Source organism: Brevibacillus sp. AG162 (assembly GCF_006715575.1).
Classification (GTDB): domain Bacteria; phylum Bacillota; class Bacilli; order Brevibacillales; family Brevibacillaceae; genus Brevibacillus; species Brevibacillus brevis.
The window spans coordinates 63927-81026 of sequence record NZ_VFNO01000015.1 but is presented as its reverse complement, the minus strand read 5'-3'; the positions used below and the strand labels follow the sequence as shown (position 1 = coordinate 81026).

The 17100-nt window shown below is 47.5% G+C and carries 16 protein-coding genes; 6 read left to right on the top strand and 10 right to left on the bottom strand.

The features are described from left to right. Positions 1-8 precede the first annotated feature (8 nt). Together FB479_RS28865 and FB479_RS28860 are read right to left on the bottom strand one after the other, a co-directional pair. Positions 9-1013 carry an ABC transporter substrate-binding protein gene (locus FB479_RS28865; RefSeq protein WP_106657381.1) on the bottom strand — a complete coding sequence of 335 codons (1005 nt, stop codon included), beginning with the start codon at positions 1011-1013 and terminating at the stop codon, positions 9-11. Between the two features lie 111 nt (positions 1014-1124). Next, positions 1125-2774, bottom strand: a complete 1650-nt coding sequence (locus FB479_RS28860; RefSeq protein WP_142067526.1) for an AraC family transcriptional regulator — start codon at positions 2772-2774, stop codon at positions 1125-1127. A gap of 180 nt (positions 2775-2954) precedes the next feature. On the opposite strand from FB479_RS28860, the gene FB479_RS31340 reads away from it, so the two are divergent. From FB479_RS31340 to FB479_RS28840, 4 genes are all read left to right on the top strand, one after another. After that, entirely contained in the window at positions 2955-3215 is a 261-nt protein-coding gene (locus FB479_RS31340) for a response regulator (protein WP_483297514.1), read from the top strand. A gap of 4 nt (positions 3216-3219) precedes the next feature. Continuing rightward, positions 3220-4224: an ATP-binding protein gene (locus FB479_RS28850; protein ID WP_142067525.1), complete on the top strand. Its 1005-nt coding sequence runs from the start codon at positions 3220-3222 to the stop codon at positions 4222-4224. 569 nt (positions 4225-4793) lie between these two features. After that, positions 4794-5423 carry a hypothetical protein gene (locus FB479_RS28845; RefSeq protein ID WP_174769448.1) on the top strand — a complete coding sequence of 210 codons (630 nt, stop codon included), beginning with the start codon at positions 4794-4796 and terminating at the stop codon, positions 5421-5423. A gap of 13 nt (positions 5424-5436) precedes the next feature. Next, a complete protein-coding gene (locus tag FB479_RS28840) occupies positions 5437-5685 on the top strand; it encodes a hypothetical protein (protein WP_106657384.1) in 249 nt (82 codons plus the stop codon). A gap of 227 nt (positions 5686-5912) precedes the next feature. On the opposite strand, the gene FB479_RS28835 is transcribed toward FB479_RS28840, so the two are convergent. Beyond that, complete coding sequence (locus tag FB479_RS28835) at positions 5913-6428, bottom strand: DinB family protein (RefSeq protein ID WP_142067524.1); 516 nt, start codon at positions 6426-6428, stop codon at positions 5913-5915. An 84-nt stretch (positions 6429-6512) separates the two neighbouring features. After that, positions 6513-7478 (bottom strand): helix-turn-helix transcriptional regulator, encoded by a 966-nt coding sequence (locus tag FB479_RS28830; protein ID WP_142067523.1) that lies wholly within the window; start codon positions 7476-7478, stop codon positions 6513-6515. 291 nt (positions 7479-7769) lie between these two features. Between FB479_RS28830 and FB479_RS31180 the strand changes: the two genes are divergently transcribed. Further along, the gene (locus FB479_RS31180) at positions 7770-9776 is read left to right on the top strand and encodes an ABC transporter ATP-binding protein (RefSeq protein ID WP_142067522.1); all 2007 of its coding nucleotides are present in this window, start codon (positions 7770-7772) and stop codon (positions 9774-9776) included. 53 nt (positions 9777-9829) lie between these two features. On the opposite strand, the gene FB479_RS28820 is transcribed toward FB479_RS31180, so the two are convergent. Together FB479_RS28820 and FB479_RS28815 are read right to left on the bottom strand one after the other, a co-directional pair. Beyond that, positions 9830-12061 carry a heavy metal translocating P-type ATPase gene (locus tag FB479_RS28820; protein ID WP_142067521.1) on the bottom strand — a complete coding sequence of 744 codons (2232 nt, stop codon included), beginning with the start codon at positions 12059-12061 and terminating at the stop codon, positions 9830-9832. Positions 12062-12251: 190 nt separating this feature from the next. Then, positions 12252-12548, bottom strand: a complete 297-nt coding sequence (locus FB479_RS28815; protein WP_142067520.1) for a hypothetical protein — start codon at positions 12546-12548, stop codon at positions 12252-12254. A 142-nt stretch (positions 12549-12690) separates the two neighbouring features. Here FB479_RS28815 and FB479_RS28810 point away from each other — a divergent pair, with 142 nt between their 5' ends. Further along, positions 12691-13065 (top strand): ArsR/SmtB family transcription factor, encoded by a 375-nt coding sequence (locus tag FB479_RS28810; RefSeq protein ID WP_035290894.1) that lies wholly within the window; start codon positions 12691-12693, stop codon positions 13063-13065. 107 nt (positions 13066-13172) lie between these two features. Here FB479_RS28810 and FB479_RS28805 read toward each other — a convergent pair whose 3' ends face one another. From FB479_RS28805 to FB479_RS28790, 4 genes are all read right to left on the bottom strand, one after another. Then, entirely contained in the window at positions 13173-14567 is a 1395-nt protein-coding gene (locus FB479_RS28805; RefSeq protein ID WP_142067519.1) for a sensor histidine kinase, read from the bottom strand. Beyond that, the gene (locus FB479_RS28800; protein WP_142067518.1) at positions 14564-15244 is read right to left on the bottom strand and encodes a response regulator transcription factor; all 681 of its coding nucleotides are present in this window, start codon (positions 15242-15244) and stop codon (positions 14564-14566) included. The genes FB479_RS28805 and FB479_RS28800 overlap by 4 nt, the downstream gene beginning before the upstream one ends. A 288-nt stretch (positions 15245-15532) precedes the next feature. Continuing rightward, positions 15533-16150, bottom strand: coding sequence for an alpha/beta hydrolase (locus FB479_RS28795; protein WP_142067517.1), 618 nt, complete (start codon positions 16148-16150; stop codon positions 15533-15535). Continuing rightward, positions 16150-17097: a ring-cleaving dioxygenase gene (locus FB479_RS28790; protein WP_106657391.1), complete on the bottom strand. Its 948-nt coding sequence runs from the start codon at positions 17095-17097 to the stop codon at positions 16150-16152. Before FB479_RS28790 ends, FB479_RS28795 begins: the two co-directional genes overlap by 1 nt. Between the last annotated feature and the right edge of the window lie 3 nt (positions 17098-17100).

Here is a 17100-nt window from a genome sequence, read left to right as displayed (position 1 = left end):
GCCCACTCTTACTTGGCAGACAATTTTTCTACAGCCGCCTTCAAGAATTGTGTTTTGCTCCAAGCTGTACCGCCTTGTGCAAGAGGATCAACCACGTTTACGTAAACTTTGCCGTTTTTCACTGCATTCACGCTCTTCCAAATCGGGTTGTTCTGCAAATCTTCCAATGCTTTCGGATTGTCCTTATTCTCATCCGGGGAGAACTGGACGAACAAATAGTCCGGGTTGATCTGGCTGAATTTTTCCATCGAGATGATTTCTTGCGCTTTCGCCGCTTTTACTTCTGCAGGAGCAGTTAAACCAAGGTCTGCGTACAGAACCGGATTGAAGAACACCTTATCCGGATAGATGCCGATGTTGCCTTGACGCAGACGAATCGCAAGCACTTTTTTATCCTTCAAGCTCTCGCCCAGCTTCGCTTTGGCTGCTTCTGCCTCTGCTTTGTACGCTTGGAGCGCTTTTTCTGCTTCCGCTTGTTTGCCGGTCAGCTCACCCAACAGCTGGAGATTCGCTTCCCAGTTGGTCGAAATGTGGGAAACTGGGAAGGTAGGCGCAATTTTGTTCAATTTCTCCACCACTTCTGGCGGGAACTTGCTGCTGCCCATAATAACGTCCGGTTTCAAGGACAAGATGGTTTCCAGATTCGGTTGCATCTTTTCCCCGATGGATTTGGCTTCACCCGTAATCGGTGTAAACATCTCCGGGAATTTGCCGCCGACAGAAATCGCTCCTACCGGGTTTACGTTCAATACAAGGGAATCTTCCATGGACTCCATGCTGCCTGCAATGACGATTCTCTCTGTTTTGCTAGGAACGGTGTATTCTTTATCCAAATATTTAATCGTGCGCGTTTCTGCTTTATTAGCTTCATCGGCCGGCTTTTCTGCTGTAGCTGTTGTCGCAGGTGCTGAAGTAGTTGCAGTCGTGTTATTCGCTGCTTCTTTTCCTCCGCCGCACGCTGTCAGAGCCAATGTCAGCGCCGCAATGCTCAAGCCTAGGTATATCTTTTTCATTCTTGAAAGACCCCTCTCAGAAATGTAAGGTTTCACTCATTCGAGTGATAACGATTATCATTCGTGATTATAAAGCATCCACTCATGCCCGACCATGGACGAAATCCAGAATCAACATGGACGATCTCCTGAAAACAATCTCACACTCTCTTCCACGATCCGTTCATGAGCTGTTGCCGAGTATTCTCGCCAAGGGTCCGACATAATGACATGCGCCCGATTGTTGCGGACTGCTTCGATCTCTTGCCAAGGTCCCGATGCTTTCAAAGCTTGGAAGCATGCCAGCGTTTCCGCCTCTTGGCAAACCAACAGCAGCAAGCGATCTGGCGCGAGCGCAGCCAATTCCTGTACGGTCACAAGCTGATCGTACTCCTTCTGCTCCGAAACCAAAGCAGGTTTGACTTGCAGATCTTGATAAAACACTTCATTCATACTGCGATTGCAGTGGACATAGAGCTGGTTTTTTAAAATCCGTACAATGAGCACTGTTTCATCTCCCAGAACGTGATGAAGCTTTGCCCGGGCCCTCTTCACCTTTTTCTCATACTCGCAAAGCCAATGATGCGCTTCTACGGACTCGCCCAAAAAGTCTGCCATGAGCCGCAGTTGTTCTTTCCATCCCTGCTCTTCAAAGGGTACATACAAGGTGGGCGCAATCTCATTCAGTTGCTTCTGTTCCTGCAAACTCGTCTCGTCCAAGCCAATGATGACGTCCGGCTTGGAATCGCGAAGCATTTCGATATTGGCTTTCCAATTCTGATTAATTCGAAACGCGCTCAGATGTACCGGGATATCGTTTCGATAGGTGTGATGATAGTAAGCCGTCCATTTCGGGTGCAGTGGCGCCGCGTAAGGAATCATTTTCAAAGCCAGCAAATGCCCGATGATAGTCGAGCCGTAAGCCGCAATTTTTCGTTGGCGGCTTTTCATATAGAGAGTAGGTGAAACACCAACAGCTTTCTTGAATTTTCGACTAAAGTAAAATTCGTCGTTGTAGCCCACTTGATGAGCGATATCGCGCAGCTTGGCATGCGACTGCACCATCATCTGCTTCGCCCGGCTGATGCGAAGCTCTGCCAAATAGTCCATCGCTGAGATGCCATACGTTTTTTTGAACAGATCGACGAAATATTTGGGACTCACCTCTGCGATGCGAGCCAGCTGTTCAATCGTCACATTTTCCGAGTAATGCTCTTCCATATGTGCGCGTGCCCGCTCCAGCGCCATTCCAGAATCTGTGGCCGAGAAATGAGCATGCTTGACGATGTGGTACCATAGCTCTTGAAAAGTATGTTGGCCTCGAAAACGATCGAGCGCCGTCTCCTGCTTCCATAGATTCTGGATCAAATCACAATAGACAGGCAGCTGCCCTGCCGATTGGACAGAGATCTCTCCCCGAAAAGGAAACAGGTGCTTTTCCCGAAGGGCTTGGAAGCGCAGATGTCTGTCTCTCGTTTCCATAAAGACATCAAAACGAAGCATGTACATCTCCAAATGATCAGCCGAATCTGGGACGATGCCAAACGTAAGCATGGGAGGACATACGTAAATCGCGTCCTGCCGCAATTGGTACTCCTCGTTCTCCAATCGCAGGCGCCCGCGTCCCCCGGTTACGACCAGCAAAATATGCGAATGAGTGAATTGCTGGCGTAGTCGGTCATGTCCCTGTGCTTTGAACCATGTAATGTCACGCAGCTTAAAAATGGCTTCTGCCATGGTCTTCTCCGTGAATTGTTGAACCAAGGCTTGTGTTTCGTTCATGTTCTCACCTCTGCCCGATCCTCTATGCAAATATTGATAATCATTCTCATTATCACAATAGAGAAAGTATATCAAAAGTGACGCTTGCTTCCTATCAGGAATATTTGATCGATTTGAACCGATAACTTGAACGTGGTATCGTACGTACCAATAGAAAGGGAAGGACGGGAGGGAGTGTCCGTGGAATGCAAGGTTGTCGTCGCGGACGACGAACAGACAATCGTGAGTGCGATTGCTTATGCGCTTGTGCGCGAGGGATTCCAAGTAGAAACAGCAGCAGACGGCGAGGAAGCTTTGCGAAAAGTGTCAAAGGACGCCTATTGCAGCGCAGCTATCCTGGTCGCCCAATGGACAGCGGCTCGCTCTTTCGATTTTCAGCCTGTCCCAAGTATTTACAACGATTTATCAACTGAAACCATTCAACATTACGGAGTGAAATGAAGATATGAAACGATATGTTATCTCTACCCTTGTCGCGATTACTTTTGTGACAGGGTGCACCTCTGCCTCTGATCAACTGACGGTAAAAGACCCTGCCCCACCTGCAACTGAAAACACAGAGAAGTCTCCTGCTGATGCAGCAAAAGGCGAAAAGCCAGCGGATGATTTGCTCAAGCAGTTCACCGTACTAGCTGCGCAAGCCAAGGAAGCGAATGAGCTAACTGCCTTTTTGGATCAGCATCTGGCGAAAACGGACACGAAAACTGCCGATCAATTATTTTTTGCACTTGATCAGTACTATGAAAAACATCTACCTACGATAAACGATAACTTCAAGGCACTCCTCGCCCAGCCGGGAAATGCGGATAAGCTATACGCCCTGCAATACCCATATGATTTCAACAAACTAAAAGGCGATGACAGCTTCAAGCAATGGCTCCTCAATCAAACAGAGGGCGGACTCGTTTTAAAGGCAACGAACGACATGTCCTTCTACTGGCAAGTGGATTACAAAGCACTGCAAAAATATGCTGCTTCGCTCGATGAGGAAGGGAAGGACTACTTGTCCATTCAAGAAACGGAAACGGGCAAACCGTATTTGGGGGACGGCGGGTTGCAAATCACGCGAGCCGGGCTCGGCCCGAGAATGGTTGAAGTCGAAGAGTATTTGGTCAACTATCGCAGCAGCCCACGTGCAGTGAAGCTCCGTACGCTCTATATCGACTATCTCAAAGCATACTTGTCTGATTACCGTTATGATGCAATTGACGAAGCAACAATGAAACTGCGCCCGGACGTCAAGGAAGAATATCAGAACTTTACCAAGAAATATGAGGCTACGAAAACAGGACGGATCGTCAAGGATTACTTGAGCGAGGTCGCTAAAAACAATGACGTGATCTTTGAACCCGGCAAGCCTGGTGAAGGCATCATAGGAGCCGCAAAGCCGAACATTAGTCAGTTCTTGAATGGGCTAGAAGGGCGAATTGCTCGGACGATGAATCCTTAAAAGCCCCCTGTGCGTGTTTAGGACAGCAAAGCAGGATATTGCCGCCGGCGCTTAGCGTACCCCTTGATACAACGGATTGTATTCCCACTGACTTGTTCTCTTGGAACCGCCCCTGGCTGGAGTTTTTAGGACTGTTACAGTCTGCTGGAACCAGCAATAGACTGGAATGTTAGTAGATTATGCAGGCCAAAGTAAAAAAATCTACACAAGCTAATTACCCATTAGAAGAATCCGATGGTGGTCGGATTCTTCTTTGACCATTTGTATTGGGGAGACCCTGTCATTCCGACTCGATTATCTCTCCTATCAGTTTCTCAACTAGAGGACAACCGTAAAAAGGGGCTTCTCCTGCCTGTCTTTTCTTACCACAATCAAAGACATCCAAACATTAGTAGACCATCAGCGATAGAGAATTGAAAGAAATACTCACATTGGCACTATATCCCCCCTTTTCACTCAAATCCCGCACGTATTATAAAGCAGTGCTGTTTTTTTGAAAATTCTATAAAATTATTAATTTAGAAATATATGGTAAAATATATATAAATTAGAAAAATGAGGTGTTAATTATGAAAAAAGGATTGCTGTTTTTGGCTGTAGCTACTTTAATTTCAACATCAGTTTTTAGCAGTGGAGTTTCTGCTAAATCAGCCCAACCCTATAAAATCGAAAAAGTTCAAACATCAGATGGCCAAACTGCAAATGTTTATTATTTCGAGAGCGAAATGGATGCTGAAATTTTTCAAAAGAAAAAATATTCTAAAGCAACTACACTTGAAAACCAGCAACAATTAAGTGAAGAAAAAAATGCATCTTTGATGTATGGGTATACCTATACCGGCTATCATGGTAATATCCAGCATTTTTTCAAAGAGAAAAAAGTAAATAACCATAGTGACGTTCCTGTAAAAGGCGTTAAATTTGATTTTTCGGAACAAAGAAGCACTAAGACTTCTGCTTCTGTTTCTGCCGATTTTCCTAAAGTATTCAAAGCTCAAGTAGGTCTTGAATATACGAGCACACATACGTATACAATAAGTATCCCTGTAGATATCCCAGCAAAGCATTACGGACAAGTTTTAACGTATAACAATACAGATGTCTATAAATTCAAGCATCCCGCTTATGGCGGTTTTAATGTATACTATCCTACAGAAAGTGATGCATACGATGTCTATATCGTGAAGATAAGAAATTAGGAAAGGAGAAAACATGTCCATTCCTCAAATTGTACAAAAAGGACTAGCTTTAATACTTGGCATTACTGGTTGGTATCTCATTCGTGAGAGTTCAATTATGGGAAGAGAAGCAGCGTTCGTGTATATCTCTGGATTTAATAGCTTCGATACCACGGAATACTTGCGATTGATGGATAATTTCATATTCTCCTATCAATTAATAGGCGGAATACTTTTAGGTATTGGATTGTTATATCTTTTAAAAGGTCTAGATCAGAAATAAGAAAAACAAGGGATAGAACTTCCCTTGTTTTTCTTATTTCTCTTTATAATTATGTTATCTCGCTCAAATTGGTTTTATTTTTCGGTACAAAGGTCGTAGATATCGTCCTACTCGTTAAGTCAAAAATGATATGCCTTATCTACAGAAAAAGCATCTTTCAATTGCTTCACTCACTTTTCTTCGCTTATAATACTCCCGTTCAGGATTTAGGTTGCATATTTTAAAATCTATTGCTCTACCGCAGAAGTCTCGAACAAATAAAAAATGTAATCGGAGGAAGCTCCCGCGTGTCCCATTTGTCTGAGCATGGCGGAGATATTGCCTCGGTGGTAGGTTCCGTGGTTGGCGACGTGTTGGACGATGTCGGCATAGCGTGCATGAACCGTGCCCAATGCTGGGTGCGTATAAGGCGAGGTGTCTTCCATCGAGATTTGCCCGAAGAAATCTCTGAACTGCTGGGCTGATTCGGCAAACAGTTTTCGCAGCTCGTGTATGTTCTTCCCTTTTAATTCCTGCAAGAGAACCGCTACTTTTGGTCCTACCTCTTCGTAGCTCTCCCCCTTCATTGCCAACAACCAAACATAATCCGTTTTGAGAATGTGAGCCAATGTCTGGGTGATGGTCGGAAACACACTCGGAACCTCCTGCTCACTTACTTCCTCTGGTACCTCCTGCAACCGCTCGAATACCTTTTCGTTTGCCCAAACATGATAGTCGTACAAACGCAATGCTTCATGCTTCATAATCAATCTGCCTCCATTCACTTTTTCCATCTCTTCTTTGCTTTCAATATAAATCAACTCTACTGACAAAAATAGTCAGTGAATTCACGTCGACTGATAAAACTGAAATAAATCGGCAGCGATGGCAGCCAATCGCTCTTTTACAAAAGCTGGCTCTTCCACTTGAATGGATTTTCCGTATGGCAAAAGATAATGAGGAAGGATCGAATGGGCCATTTGCTCATCTACTTGGAAGATCACCTGTGCCTTGCTGCGCTCGAACACGGTATGTCCGAGATACCAATGCCCGCACAAATCAGCGAGTGACTGTGGCCTTCCTTTTACCTTGATCAAAATGGTGTTGCCCTGCTTATCTGCTTCCGGCAGTAAATTCGAGAGAAAAAAATGACGCGCAGAAAATTCAGGAGGGCGTTGAAAGCTGGCTTCTGTACGCTGGATCTCATGGACACGATCTGCACGAAAGCTGCGAATGGTACTGCGGAGATGACAATAGGCAACGATATACCAGTTCCCTTTCCAATAAACGAGCCCGTATGGATCGATATGACGCCTCTGTCTCGTTGTCTGGTAGGCTTTCTGATACTCGATCGACAGAGTGTACCCATTGGCAACAGACAGCTCCAGTTCCTGTAGGGTAGATTCGAGAGAAGGATCAACAGGAGGCTGGATCACCTCGAAGCCGATACTATGTCGGTCAATCGCGTCACGCTGCTCTTCATTTGTGTAACGTTTTAGCTTGGAAATGGCCCGGTGTAAATCTGCTCCGAAGGGATAACCTGCCTCTTGGGCAAATGCCGCTGCATGAATCAGGGCTTTTTGCTCGTTGAGGTCGAAAAACAACGGAGCTTCATTGAAATGCTGAAGTAAACTATAGCCACCATTGTGTCCGGCATCGGAAATGATGGGTACACCGCTCGCGCACAGTGAATCAATATAGCGATAAACGGTGCGAATATTGATCTCGAGAATCTCTGCCAATTGCTTGGCTGTCATTCGCTTGCCGGTCTTCAACAGCCACAAAATGGAGAGCATATTATCGGCTTTGGACATGTACGGTTTCGCTCCCCTTGGATTGAAAACTTTTCTTCTAATCATTTCCACAGTTTGCGACTATTCTCCTTTGTCTCTCCCCTCACAGCCTGCATGTCTCCGCTATCATATGGCAACGATAGTAGAACGGTTGTCGAAGTCAGTTCCCAAAAAAAATTTTTTAACAACAATTAATGAATATAGTATAATGATGATAATGATTTTCATTTTCGTAAAAATTCCTACTAGAGAGATTGTTAGATATACATGGAGGGTTAATCACGACAAAGCATGCTCGAAAGGGATGATGATATGGGAAAAGTGTTAGAAGTAAAAGATTTGCATGTGTCATTCGATACGTATGCAGGTGAAGTCAAAGCAGTACGGGGCGTCTCCTTCGATCTGGAAAAAGGTGAAACACTGGCGATTGTTGGTGAATCAGGTTCCGGTAAATCCGTCACCTCCCAAGCACTTATGCGCCTCATTCCTTCTCCTCCTGGACGCATTCCAAAAGGACAAGTTCTTTTTGAAGGAAGAGATTTGGTTACGCTTTCCGAAAAAGAAATGCAGGATGTTCGCGGTCGCGATATCTCGATGATCTTCCAAGACCCGATGACTTCCTTGAATCCCACGATGACTATCGGGAACCAAATCATGGAGAGCTTCATCAAGCACCAAAAGCTGAACCGTGCAGAAGCGCGCACCCGTGCTATTGAACTGTTGGAAATGGTAGGGATTCCATTTGCCAAAGAACGTGTCGATCAGTACCCGCACCAGTTTTCTGGTGGGATGCGCCAACGGATTGTCATTGCCATCGCACTGGCCTGCAATCCAAAAATTATCATCGCCGATGAGCCGACAACTGCTCTGGACGTATCGATTCAAGCGCAGATTTTGGAGCTGCTGAAGGAACTGCAAAAGAAGATGGGTACCTCGATCATCTTTATTACGCATGACCTCGGTGTCGTAGCCAACATGGCAGACCGTGTAGCGGTTATGTATGCAGGTAAAATTGTGGAAATCGGTAAAGTCGATGAAATTTTCTACGATCCTAAGCATCCTTATACATGGGGTCTATTAGGTTCCATGCCTAGCCTCGATGCCAGCGATGACGAGCTGATGTCCATTCCTGGTTCGCCGCCTGACATGTTCAAGCCACCTGTAGGTGATGCATTCGCGGCTCGTAACCCATTTGCGTTGAAGGTCGATCTGGAATATGAACCACCGATGTTCAAAATCTCCGACACGCACTATGCGGCAACATGGCTCTTGCATGAAATGGCACCGGACATCAAGCCACCTGCTTCCGCTGTGAGAAGAAAGGTGAATTCTGATGATGCTGCCGTTGATTCTCCAGTAAGCACCAAAAAAACGTTCAACTACGAGAACCGTGAGAAGCTGGTTGAAGTCAAAGATTTGAAACAGCATTTTGACCTCGGGAATGGTCATACGCTGAAAGCTGTAGATGGTATCACCTTTGACATCTACAAAGGGGAAATCTTCGGTCTTGTAGGTGAATCCGGTTGCGGTAAATCCACCACAGGACGAACCATCCTTCGCCTGTACGATGCAACTGGCGGAGAAGTCTTGTTCAATGGACAAAGTGTACACGGAAAGAAAACACTCGAAGAAAAGAAATGGCTCAACCGCAAAATCCAGATGATTTTCCAAGACCCGTACTCATCGTTGAATCCACGTCTGACCGTATCCGATATTATTGCGGAAGGTCTGGACATTCATCGTCTGGCGACCAAGGAAGCACGCATCGCCAAGGTTCACGAGCTGTTGGAAACTGTTGGCCTCAACCGCGAGCACGCAAACCGTTACCCGCATGAGTTCAGCGGCGGACAGCGCCAACGGATCGGGATTGCACGGGCATTGGCTGTTGATCCGGAATTCATCATTGCCGATGAACCGATCTCTGCCCTCGACGTATCCATTCAGGCGCAGGTCATTAACCTGCTCAAACGCCTGCAAAAAGAAAAAGGCCTGACCTATCTGTTCATCGCCCATGACCTGTCCATGGTCAAATACATCAGTGACCGCATTGGTGTCATGTACCGCGGACGTATTGTAGAGCTGGCAGAAAGCAATCGCCTGTACGAGAATCCGATTCATCCGTACACCAAATCGTTGCTCTCGGCAATTCCATTGCCAGACCCTGATTATGAGCGCAACCGTAAGCGCATCGTTTTCGATGATCAGGAATATTTGCGAGATCAAGGGGAAGAACGCGTCTTGCGTGAAATTGAGCGCGGTCACTTTGTCGCTTGCACCCAGAAAGAATTCGAAAGATACGGCGGCGGCGTCTTGGTGTAAACCTATTCACAAGAAAAGGGAGAGAGCTTTGACAGCTCATCTCCCTTTATTATTTAGTCCTTCATTCGCAAGAGTCTCATGCTGTTTAAGATGACCAGCAAGGCGGCTCCCGTGTCACTGAGCACCGCCAGCCACAAGGTTAGATAGCCTGGGAATATCAGCACGAGTGCGACCAGCTTTACGATGATCGAAAACCAGATGTTTTGCTTGATAATCGTGAGTGCTTTTCTGCTGACCTTCATCGTGTGCGGCAGCTTTTCGAGATTGTCAGCCATCAGTACGATATCCGCGGTTTCCATTGCCGTATCGGTGCCAGCTCCACCCATGGCAATCCCCAAATCAGCTGATGCGAGAGCAGGCGCATCGTTGATTCCGTCCCCCACCATGGCGACGACCTTGCCTTCTTGCTGCAGTCGCTTGACTGCCTCAACCTTATCTTGTGGCAGCAGCTCTGCAAAATAACGGTTCACACCAGTCTGACTCGCTACCTTTTTCGCCGTACCCGCATTGTCACCAGTCAGCATCACGATGTCTTCGATTCCTGCGGCCTTGAGCTTGCCAATGGCACTAACTGTAATCGCTCGAATGGTGTCGGCAACGGCAATCATCCCGATCAATTTCGTTGCGGTACCGATAACTACCAGTGTATGTCCCTCGCTCTGCAACGACTCGATTTTCGTTTGCCATGCCGAGAGATCGACTCCCAGCTCTTGAAACAGGGCGGGCTTCCCTGCATAAAATGTTTCGGCTCCGATGACAGCGCTCGCCCCTTTTCCGACGATCGCCTTGAAATTTTGCCCACTCTGGGAAGCAACCTGCTTTTGTTTCGCATAGGTCAGGATCGCTTGTGCAATCGGATGGGAAGAACGCTCTTCAATCGTTCTGGCGATCGACACTACTTCGTCTTCGCTTCCCTCCATCTCGATAACAGCTGCAACCTGTGGTTTTCCTTCCGTCAATGTGCCTGTTTTATCGAAGGCAATTGCCGTAATCGCCCCAGCCTTTTCCAAAAACGTACCGCCCTTGATCAGGACGCCGTTTCTCGCGGCATTTCCAATCGCGGACACAATCGCAACTGGCGTGGAAATAACCAGTGCGCACGGGCAAGCAACAACCAGCAGCTCAAGACCTCTGTAAAACCATTCTCCCCAAGTACCGAGTCCGAGTAATGGCGGGAATACGATCACGAACAAAGCAAGCACGAGCACGATTGGCGTGTAGATCGCAGCGAATTTGTCGACGAACGCCTGAGTAGGCGCTTTTTTCTCCTGCGCTTCCTCCACGAGATGAATGATTCTGGCAATCGCCGTATCCTCCACCAGCTTTGTTACCTGGATCTCCACCGCGCCGCTTTCGTTGACACTCCCTGCAAAAACACTGTCGCCGACCAGCTTATCTACGGGAATCGACTCACCTGTAATCGGAGCCTGATTGACGCTCGATGTCCCGTGTACAATCACACCATCCAGCGGGATTTTCTCTCCCGGCTTCACTACGATGACTTGGCCGACAGCGATGTCCTCAACTGGCTTGCGGGTAAGAGACTCCCCTACCTTGACCCATGCCTCGGGCGGAGCCAAATCCATCAGATTGCGTATGGAGTCACGCGTTTTTTCAATCGACTTTGTCTGCAGCAAGTTTCCGATGGAAAAGAGCCAGACGACCGTCGCGCCCTCCAGCCACTCACCGATTAAGGCTGCTCCTATAGCCGCAACAGACATCAATACGTTCATATCCAGTGAACCGCTTTTCATCGCGTAAAAAGCACTGCGCGCAGGTCGGTAGCCGCCACTTATGATCGACAACGCATAGAGCACAGTCACGACGAGTGGAGATACGCTTGGCGACAAGGAACCTAGAAAACCGAGAGCCAACAACACACCGGAAATCGTCGTCAGTACCGTCCCTGCTTGATCCGTTTTCGGTATTGCTTTGGCGGTACGTCTCGTAAGCAGCATGGCACTGTACCCGGCCTTGGCGACTTCTTTGACCACCACATCGGCACCCAGCCCATCTGCGACGAGCTGCATTTTACCCGTGGAAAAGTTCACGTTTACCTCTTTTACTGCTGACAACGTCTGCATGTGCTTTTCCAGCGATTTGGCGCACGAACTGCAATCCATACCTGTCACGCGATAGACAACAGCCTGTGAAGAAAGAATGCCTGCGCTTTCTGTTGCCGCAGCCGCAGACTCGAGAACCGTGAGATTTTTACCAGCATGCTTATGCTCACTGCCGCATTGATGCCCACTGCAACACTCATCTTTTTTTCGTTCTTCTGCCATCTGTTCTCACCTTTTTCCAAGCATCTATTTTGCCCAGCTTCGAATGAAATCAATCCACAAACATTCAAACAAATATTTAATTATTATATTATCGTATCCTTCTGGTACGTTCAAGAATTGATTTGAATATTTCGCCCATTTTTTTACAGATCGAGAATAAAGAACAAGACCCCTATTTCTAGGAGTCTTGTTACTTGGTACGGGCTTCTACTGGTGTTGGGGTGGTCTGCCAACGCTCCCCACAGTCCAGACAGATGCACTTGATTACTTTACGCTTTTCTAAGGCAAGACGAACGGCAAACAGGATAAAGGCGCCTGACAGTCCGAGGAACAAAAAGATGACAGGAGTCCCTTTCACCGAAATGCCGATCAAGGCAAGCACTGCCAAAACCGCTGCATATATGGTTATGTATAATGGCTTATTGATCGATTCCGTCAAATCGATTTTCGCAGAACGGCACTTCGGGCACTTTGGTTGCGCACTCATGGTATTCTCTCCCCATTTCTTGGATCATGTTCATCTTACACGAAAACAGAGAGGGACACTACACTGCCATGAAAATGTCGTTTTTCCTTTTCACTTTCTCCACGAATGTCTATAATAGTAGGACATTGTAGAGCATGAGGTGATGGTTACAGTGGATGACATCTGTGAAATCCAATGTTTTGATGAGGAAAAAGTAAATCGGTTAAAGCCGTTCGCCACAGAATCAGAAGGGGTAGCAAAAATCTTCAAGGCGTTGGCCGATGACACCCGCGCCAAAATCATTCACATCCTCTCGATGGAAGACGAGCTCTGTGTCTGTGATGTGGCTGCTATCATCGGAAGCTCGATCGCTAATACCTCCCACCATTTGCGGCTTCTGCGCAACATGGGACTGGCTAAGTATCGCAAAGAAGGAAAGCTTGTTTTTTACTCGTTGGATGATGACCATGTACGCCATCTCATATCTGCGGGGATTGAACACGCTAAAGAACAGAAAACCATTGTCCGAGCTACCTGATGCTCGGGCTTTTTTGTTACTCCCGCATTTTAAACATTTGATTAACCATGGCGGTTTACACTCGTTTTCCGGGTAAACCGCTGCCTGATCGCCGATATTCATGGAAGTCACTCCTTTGCTTCACGTTCACCCGTCGGTAGGCTGACCGTGACCGTTGTCCCTTCACCTATACGGCTTTGAATGTGAATGCTGCCTTTTGCGACCTGCAAAATTTTTTGCACGATAGAAAGACCGAGACCGCTTCCCGTCGCTTCTCGATTGCGTGACTTGTCTCCTTTGTAAAAACGGTCAAAGACATGCTCCTGCTCTTCTTCTGACATGCCGATCCCCGTATCCCGAATGGTCACGACGATTCGCGTATCCTTTTGTATCGCAATGTAAATAGAGCCAGACCTCGAGGTGAATTTGATACTGTTCGAAAGCAGGTTCATCCATACTTGATTGAGCAGCTGCTTGTCACCCACGATAAAGGTCTCCGGTAAAGTCAGCTCCATCGCGAGCTTTTTTTGTTGCCACTGATGCTCTAAAACTAAGAGGACTTGCCTGATCTGCTCATCCAGACGAAAACGTGTCGGCTCGTACAGACCTGTCTCTTTGTCCAGAGAAGCGAGCGTCAACAGCTGCTTGCTCAAGGAAGACAGCCGTTTGCTCTCCTCTTCGATGATGGTCAAGTACATCTCTCGCTGTTCCCTTGTCACACCGCCGCTGCGGATGGCTTGAGAAAAGCCTTGGATTGATGTCAATGGCGACTGGATTTCATGAGAGACATTGGAGACAAACTCTTGGCGCATCTCGTCCAGTTGTTTGATTGACTCTGTCATCCTGGAAAAATTCATGGCCAAATCGCCGATTTCGTCCCGTCGAGCGATGTCCAGGTGGATATCGTACTGCCCTTCTGCCAGCTTTTTGGTCGCATGGCTCAGTTTCTCGATCGGCTTCACCAAATAACGGGTAAATATCAAGATCAGGATCAAGCTAAGTACAAACATTGCTGCCAGCAGCAAGGCAAACATAATGTGCACCTCGCCAAACTGCTGCTCAATATTTGGCCGCACAAACAGGGCGTATTTTTTCCCTTCTGCTGTAAGCGGCAAGCCAATGCTGTTTTTCAATGTATTCTCAAAAAATCCGGTCACAAACAAGCCATGCTGTTCTTCTGTGATCCCTCTGTAGGTCTCACCTGCCAACACTTTTTGAACGATGGCAGGCTCTATCTGCTGATCGCGGAAAGGTGCTCCGAATTGGCTTACTACGCCATTCTCATCCACAAGATGCAGCTGAAAATTCAAATTGGCAACATGGGTCATATAGGTGGGCAGGTCGAGTGTGGATTTATGCTCGTACAAATCGATCATTTGCTGTCCGATGCTCGTAATTTTTTTTTCATTGTAAGCACGCAGATTTCGTTGATAATACTCATTTGCCAACAAAAATCCCAGCGTGCCGCTGATCAGTACAATTGCGACGAAGGTAAGAACGACCCGGATGTAAAGAGATTTCACGTGCCTCGTACCTCCAGCTTGTAGCCTAAGCCGCGAACGGTAGAAATGATAAAGTCATTTGTTTTCTCCGTAAATTTCTCTCGCAGCCGCTTAATATGCACATCGATGGTACGACTATCGCTCTCCGTATCGTTACCCCACACGAGCTCCAACAGTTGATCCCGGGTAAAAATCCGATCAGGAAAACTGGCAAGCTGAGCAAGCAGTTCAAATTCCTTTAACGGTAAATGAATCAACTCTTCTTTCACCTTCACGACATGGCTGATCCGATCGATGACGGTATCGTTCATGACGATGATTTGTTTGCTGACCATCTGATAGCGACGCAGCAAGGCCTTGATGCGGTACAGCAATTCGGTAGGCTCAAATGGCTTGGTCAAATAATCATCCGTCCCCGCCAAAAAACCTTTTTCCTTATCTCGTACCTCTCCCTTTGCCGTTAGCATGATAACAGGGATGTCGTAAAATTCCCGTATCTCCCGGCACAACTCCCAGCCGTTTTTGCCTGGCATCATCACATCCACGATGGCGAGCTGGACAGATTCCTGTTCCAATAGCTGCGAAGCCTCATTTCCATCCACACAAGCCAAGACCTGGTATCCCTCTTTTGCTAAGTAAAATCGCAATAGCTCACGTACATGTGGATCGTCATCTGCAATCAGAATCGTCAGTTTCATCAAGCTGGCCCCCTTGTTACTCCGCCCTCTGGTTCTCCTGCTTCATTATTTTGAATGATACTTACTTGTATACCATCCTGCAAATCGTCAATGGCTTGCACCTATCAACGTGGAATCAATAGTAAAGAAGCAATATGAACAAGAGATGAACGAATACGGCTGGCTCTTGAAGACTCTTACACATTTGATTAAATCTGCGGGAAGCATGCTCTTTTCCCGGAAAAACAACCGTTTGCGCACACAAAAAAGTGGCAGGCACCTGGGCCCGCCGCTCTTGTTACTCATCGATTACTTGCGAAACATCTCTGTAAACCACGCAGCCGAAGCCTCTACTTCCTTCACCGTCAGCTGATGACCATACGAATCCCAATGCACGGTCACGTCAGCACCTGCCTCTGTCAGTAGTCGGTTCAGCTCCTCCGTCTCTTGTGCAGTACAGATCGGATCATTCGTGCCCGCTCCGATGAACACCGGAATGGCTGACATATCAGGCAGAGCGATCCCACGGCGTGGAACCATTGGGTGGTAAAGAATCGCCCCTTTTAGCGGATTCGGGTAATGGAACAGGAGACTACCTGCGATATTCGCCCCGTTCGAATAGCCGACTGCCACGATATTGTCTCGCTCGATCTGATACGTCACCGCCGCCTGATCCAAAAACTCATGCAGCTCCTGCGTGCGGTAGACCAAATCCTCTTCGTCAAAAACCCCCTCAGCTAAGCGTCGGAAGAATCGCGGCATGCCGTTTTCGAGAACATTCCCACGGACGCTCAGAACAGAAGCGCCTGGATAAATGCGATTGGCCAATGGCAAGAGGTTGTTCTCATCTCCGCCTGTTCCGTGAAGCAGCAACAGGGTTGGTGCTTCTGGATCGGTTCCCTTTCGAAAAATATGCTTCAAATTCATTATTTATCTTCCTCCAACACTCTGACTGTAATCGGTGGCAAGCCTTGCTCAATCTGGGCGCGACGTGGCTCATACCACTCAGGGAGCATCAGTTTTTCACCCAATGTGTCAAATGGCTCATCTCGTTCAAAGCCCGGAGGATCAGTCGCAATCTCAAACAAAATCTCGCCCGGCTCGCGGAAGTAAATGGCGTTGAAATATTGACGGTCAATAATATCTGTCGGATGGAGACCGGACTCGGCCGCGCGCTGCTGCCACAGTTGGTGATCCTGATCATCTATAGCACGCCATGCAATATGGTGGATCGTACCTGCTCCACCTACTCCTCTTGGTATCGGCTCAGCATTCACGTCAATGACATTGCCCAAATCGCCGTGAGCCTGGAACCGGACAAGGCCGTTTTCTTCGCCAACTCTGGTCAGACCCATCAGTCTCTCGAGAACATCCATAGTATGGGCTGGAGCCATGCTGTACAAGATCGCTCCGCCGAAACCTTTGATCGCCTTATCAACTGGCACTCCGCCAAAGGACCATTTGCTCGCTGGACCGCCTTCACGTTCCACGATCTCCAGCTGCAAGCCGTCTCTGTCCGTAAATTGCAGATACGTTTCGTTAAAACGCTCCACGCGGCGGTACTCGATCCCGAATTTTTTCAGTCGATCCTCCCAGAAGGAAAACGCCCCCACCGGAATCAAGAAAGTCGTATAGCCAACCTGCCCACCGCCAACGCGTCCGCGGCGGCCAGATTCCCACGGGAAAAAGGTGATCGCGGTACCTGGACTGCCGACCTCATTCCCGAAGTACAGATGATACACATCTGGCGCATCGAAGTTGATCGTTTTTTTCACCATGCGCAATCCGAGAAACCCTGCATAAAAATCAACGTTATTTTGGGCGCTTGTGACAAAAGCCGTGATATGGTGAATTCCTGCCGTTTGTTGTGTCATTTT

Bases quoted from the DNA above. Each gene is read 5' to 3' on its own strand.
- FB479_RS28865 (WP_106657381.1), bottom strand. From the start codon at position 1,013: ATGAAAAAGATATACCTAGGCTTGAGCATTGCGGCGCTGACATTGGCT.
- FB479_RS28860 (WP_142067526.1), bottom strand. From the start codon at position 2,774: ATGAACGAAACACAAGCCTTGGTTCAACAATTCACGGAGAAGACCATG.
- FB479_RS28850 (WP_142067525.1), top strand. From the start codon at position 3,220: ATGAAACGATATGTTATCTCTACCCTTGTCGCGATTACTTTTGTGACA.
- FB479_RS28845 (WP_174769448.1), top strand. From the start codon at position 4,794: ATGAAAAAAGGATTGCTGTTTTTGGCTGTAGCTACTTTAATTTCAACA.
- FB479_RS28840 (WP_106657384.1), top strand. From the start codon at position 5,437: ATGTCCATTCCTCAAATTGTACAAAAAGGACTAGCTTTAATACTTGGC.
- FB479_RS28835 (WP_142067524.1), bottom strand. From the start codon at position 6,428: ATGAAGCATGAAGCATTGCGTTTGTACGACTATCATGTTTGGGCAAAC.
- FB479_RS28830 (WP_142067523.1), bottom strand. From the start codon at position 7,478: ATGTCCAAAGCCGATAATATGCTCTCCATTTTGTGGCTGTTGAAGACC.
- FB479_RS31180 (WP_142067522.1), top strand. From the start codon at position 7,770: ATGGGAAAAGTGTTAGAAGTAAAAGATTTGCATGTGTCATTCGATACG.
- FB479_RS28820 (WP_142067521.1), bottom strand. From the start codon at position 12,061: ATGGCAGAAGAACGAAAAAAAGATGAGTGTTGCAGTGGGCATCAATGC.
- FB479_RS28815 (WP_142067520.1), bottom strand. From the start codon at position 12,548: ATGAGTGCGCAACCAAAGTGCCCGAAGTGCCGTTCTGCGAAAATCGAT.
- FB479_RS28810 (WP_035290894.1), top strand. From the start codon at position 12,691: ATGGTTACAGTGGATGACATCTGTGAAATCCAATGTTTTGATGAGGAA.
- FB479_RS28800 (WP_142067518.1), bottom strand. From the start codon at position 15,244: ATGAAACTGACGATTCTGATTGCAGATGACGATCCACATGTACGTGAG.
- FB479_RS28795 (WP_142067517.1), bottom strand. From the start codon at position 16,150: ATGAATTTGAAGCATATTTTTCGAAAGGGAACCGATCCAGAAGCACCA.
- FB479_RS28790 (WP_106657391.1), bottom strand. From the start codon at position 17,097: ATGACACAACAAACGGCAGGAATTCACCATATCACGGCTTTTGTCACA.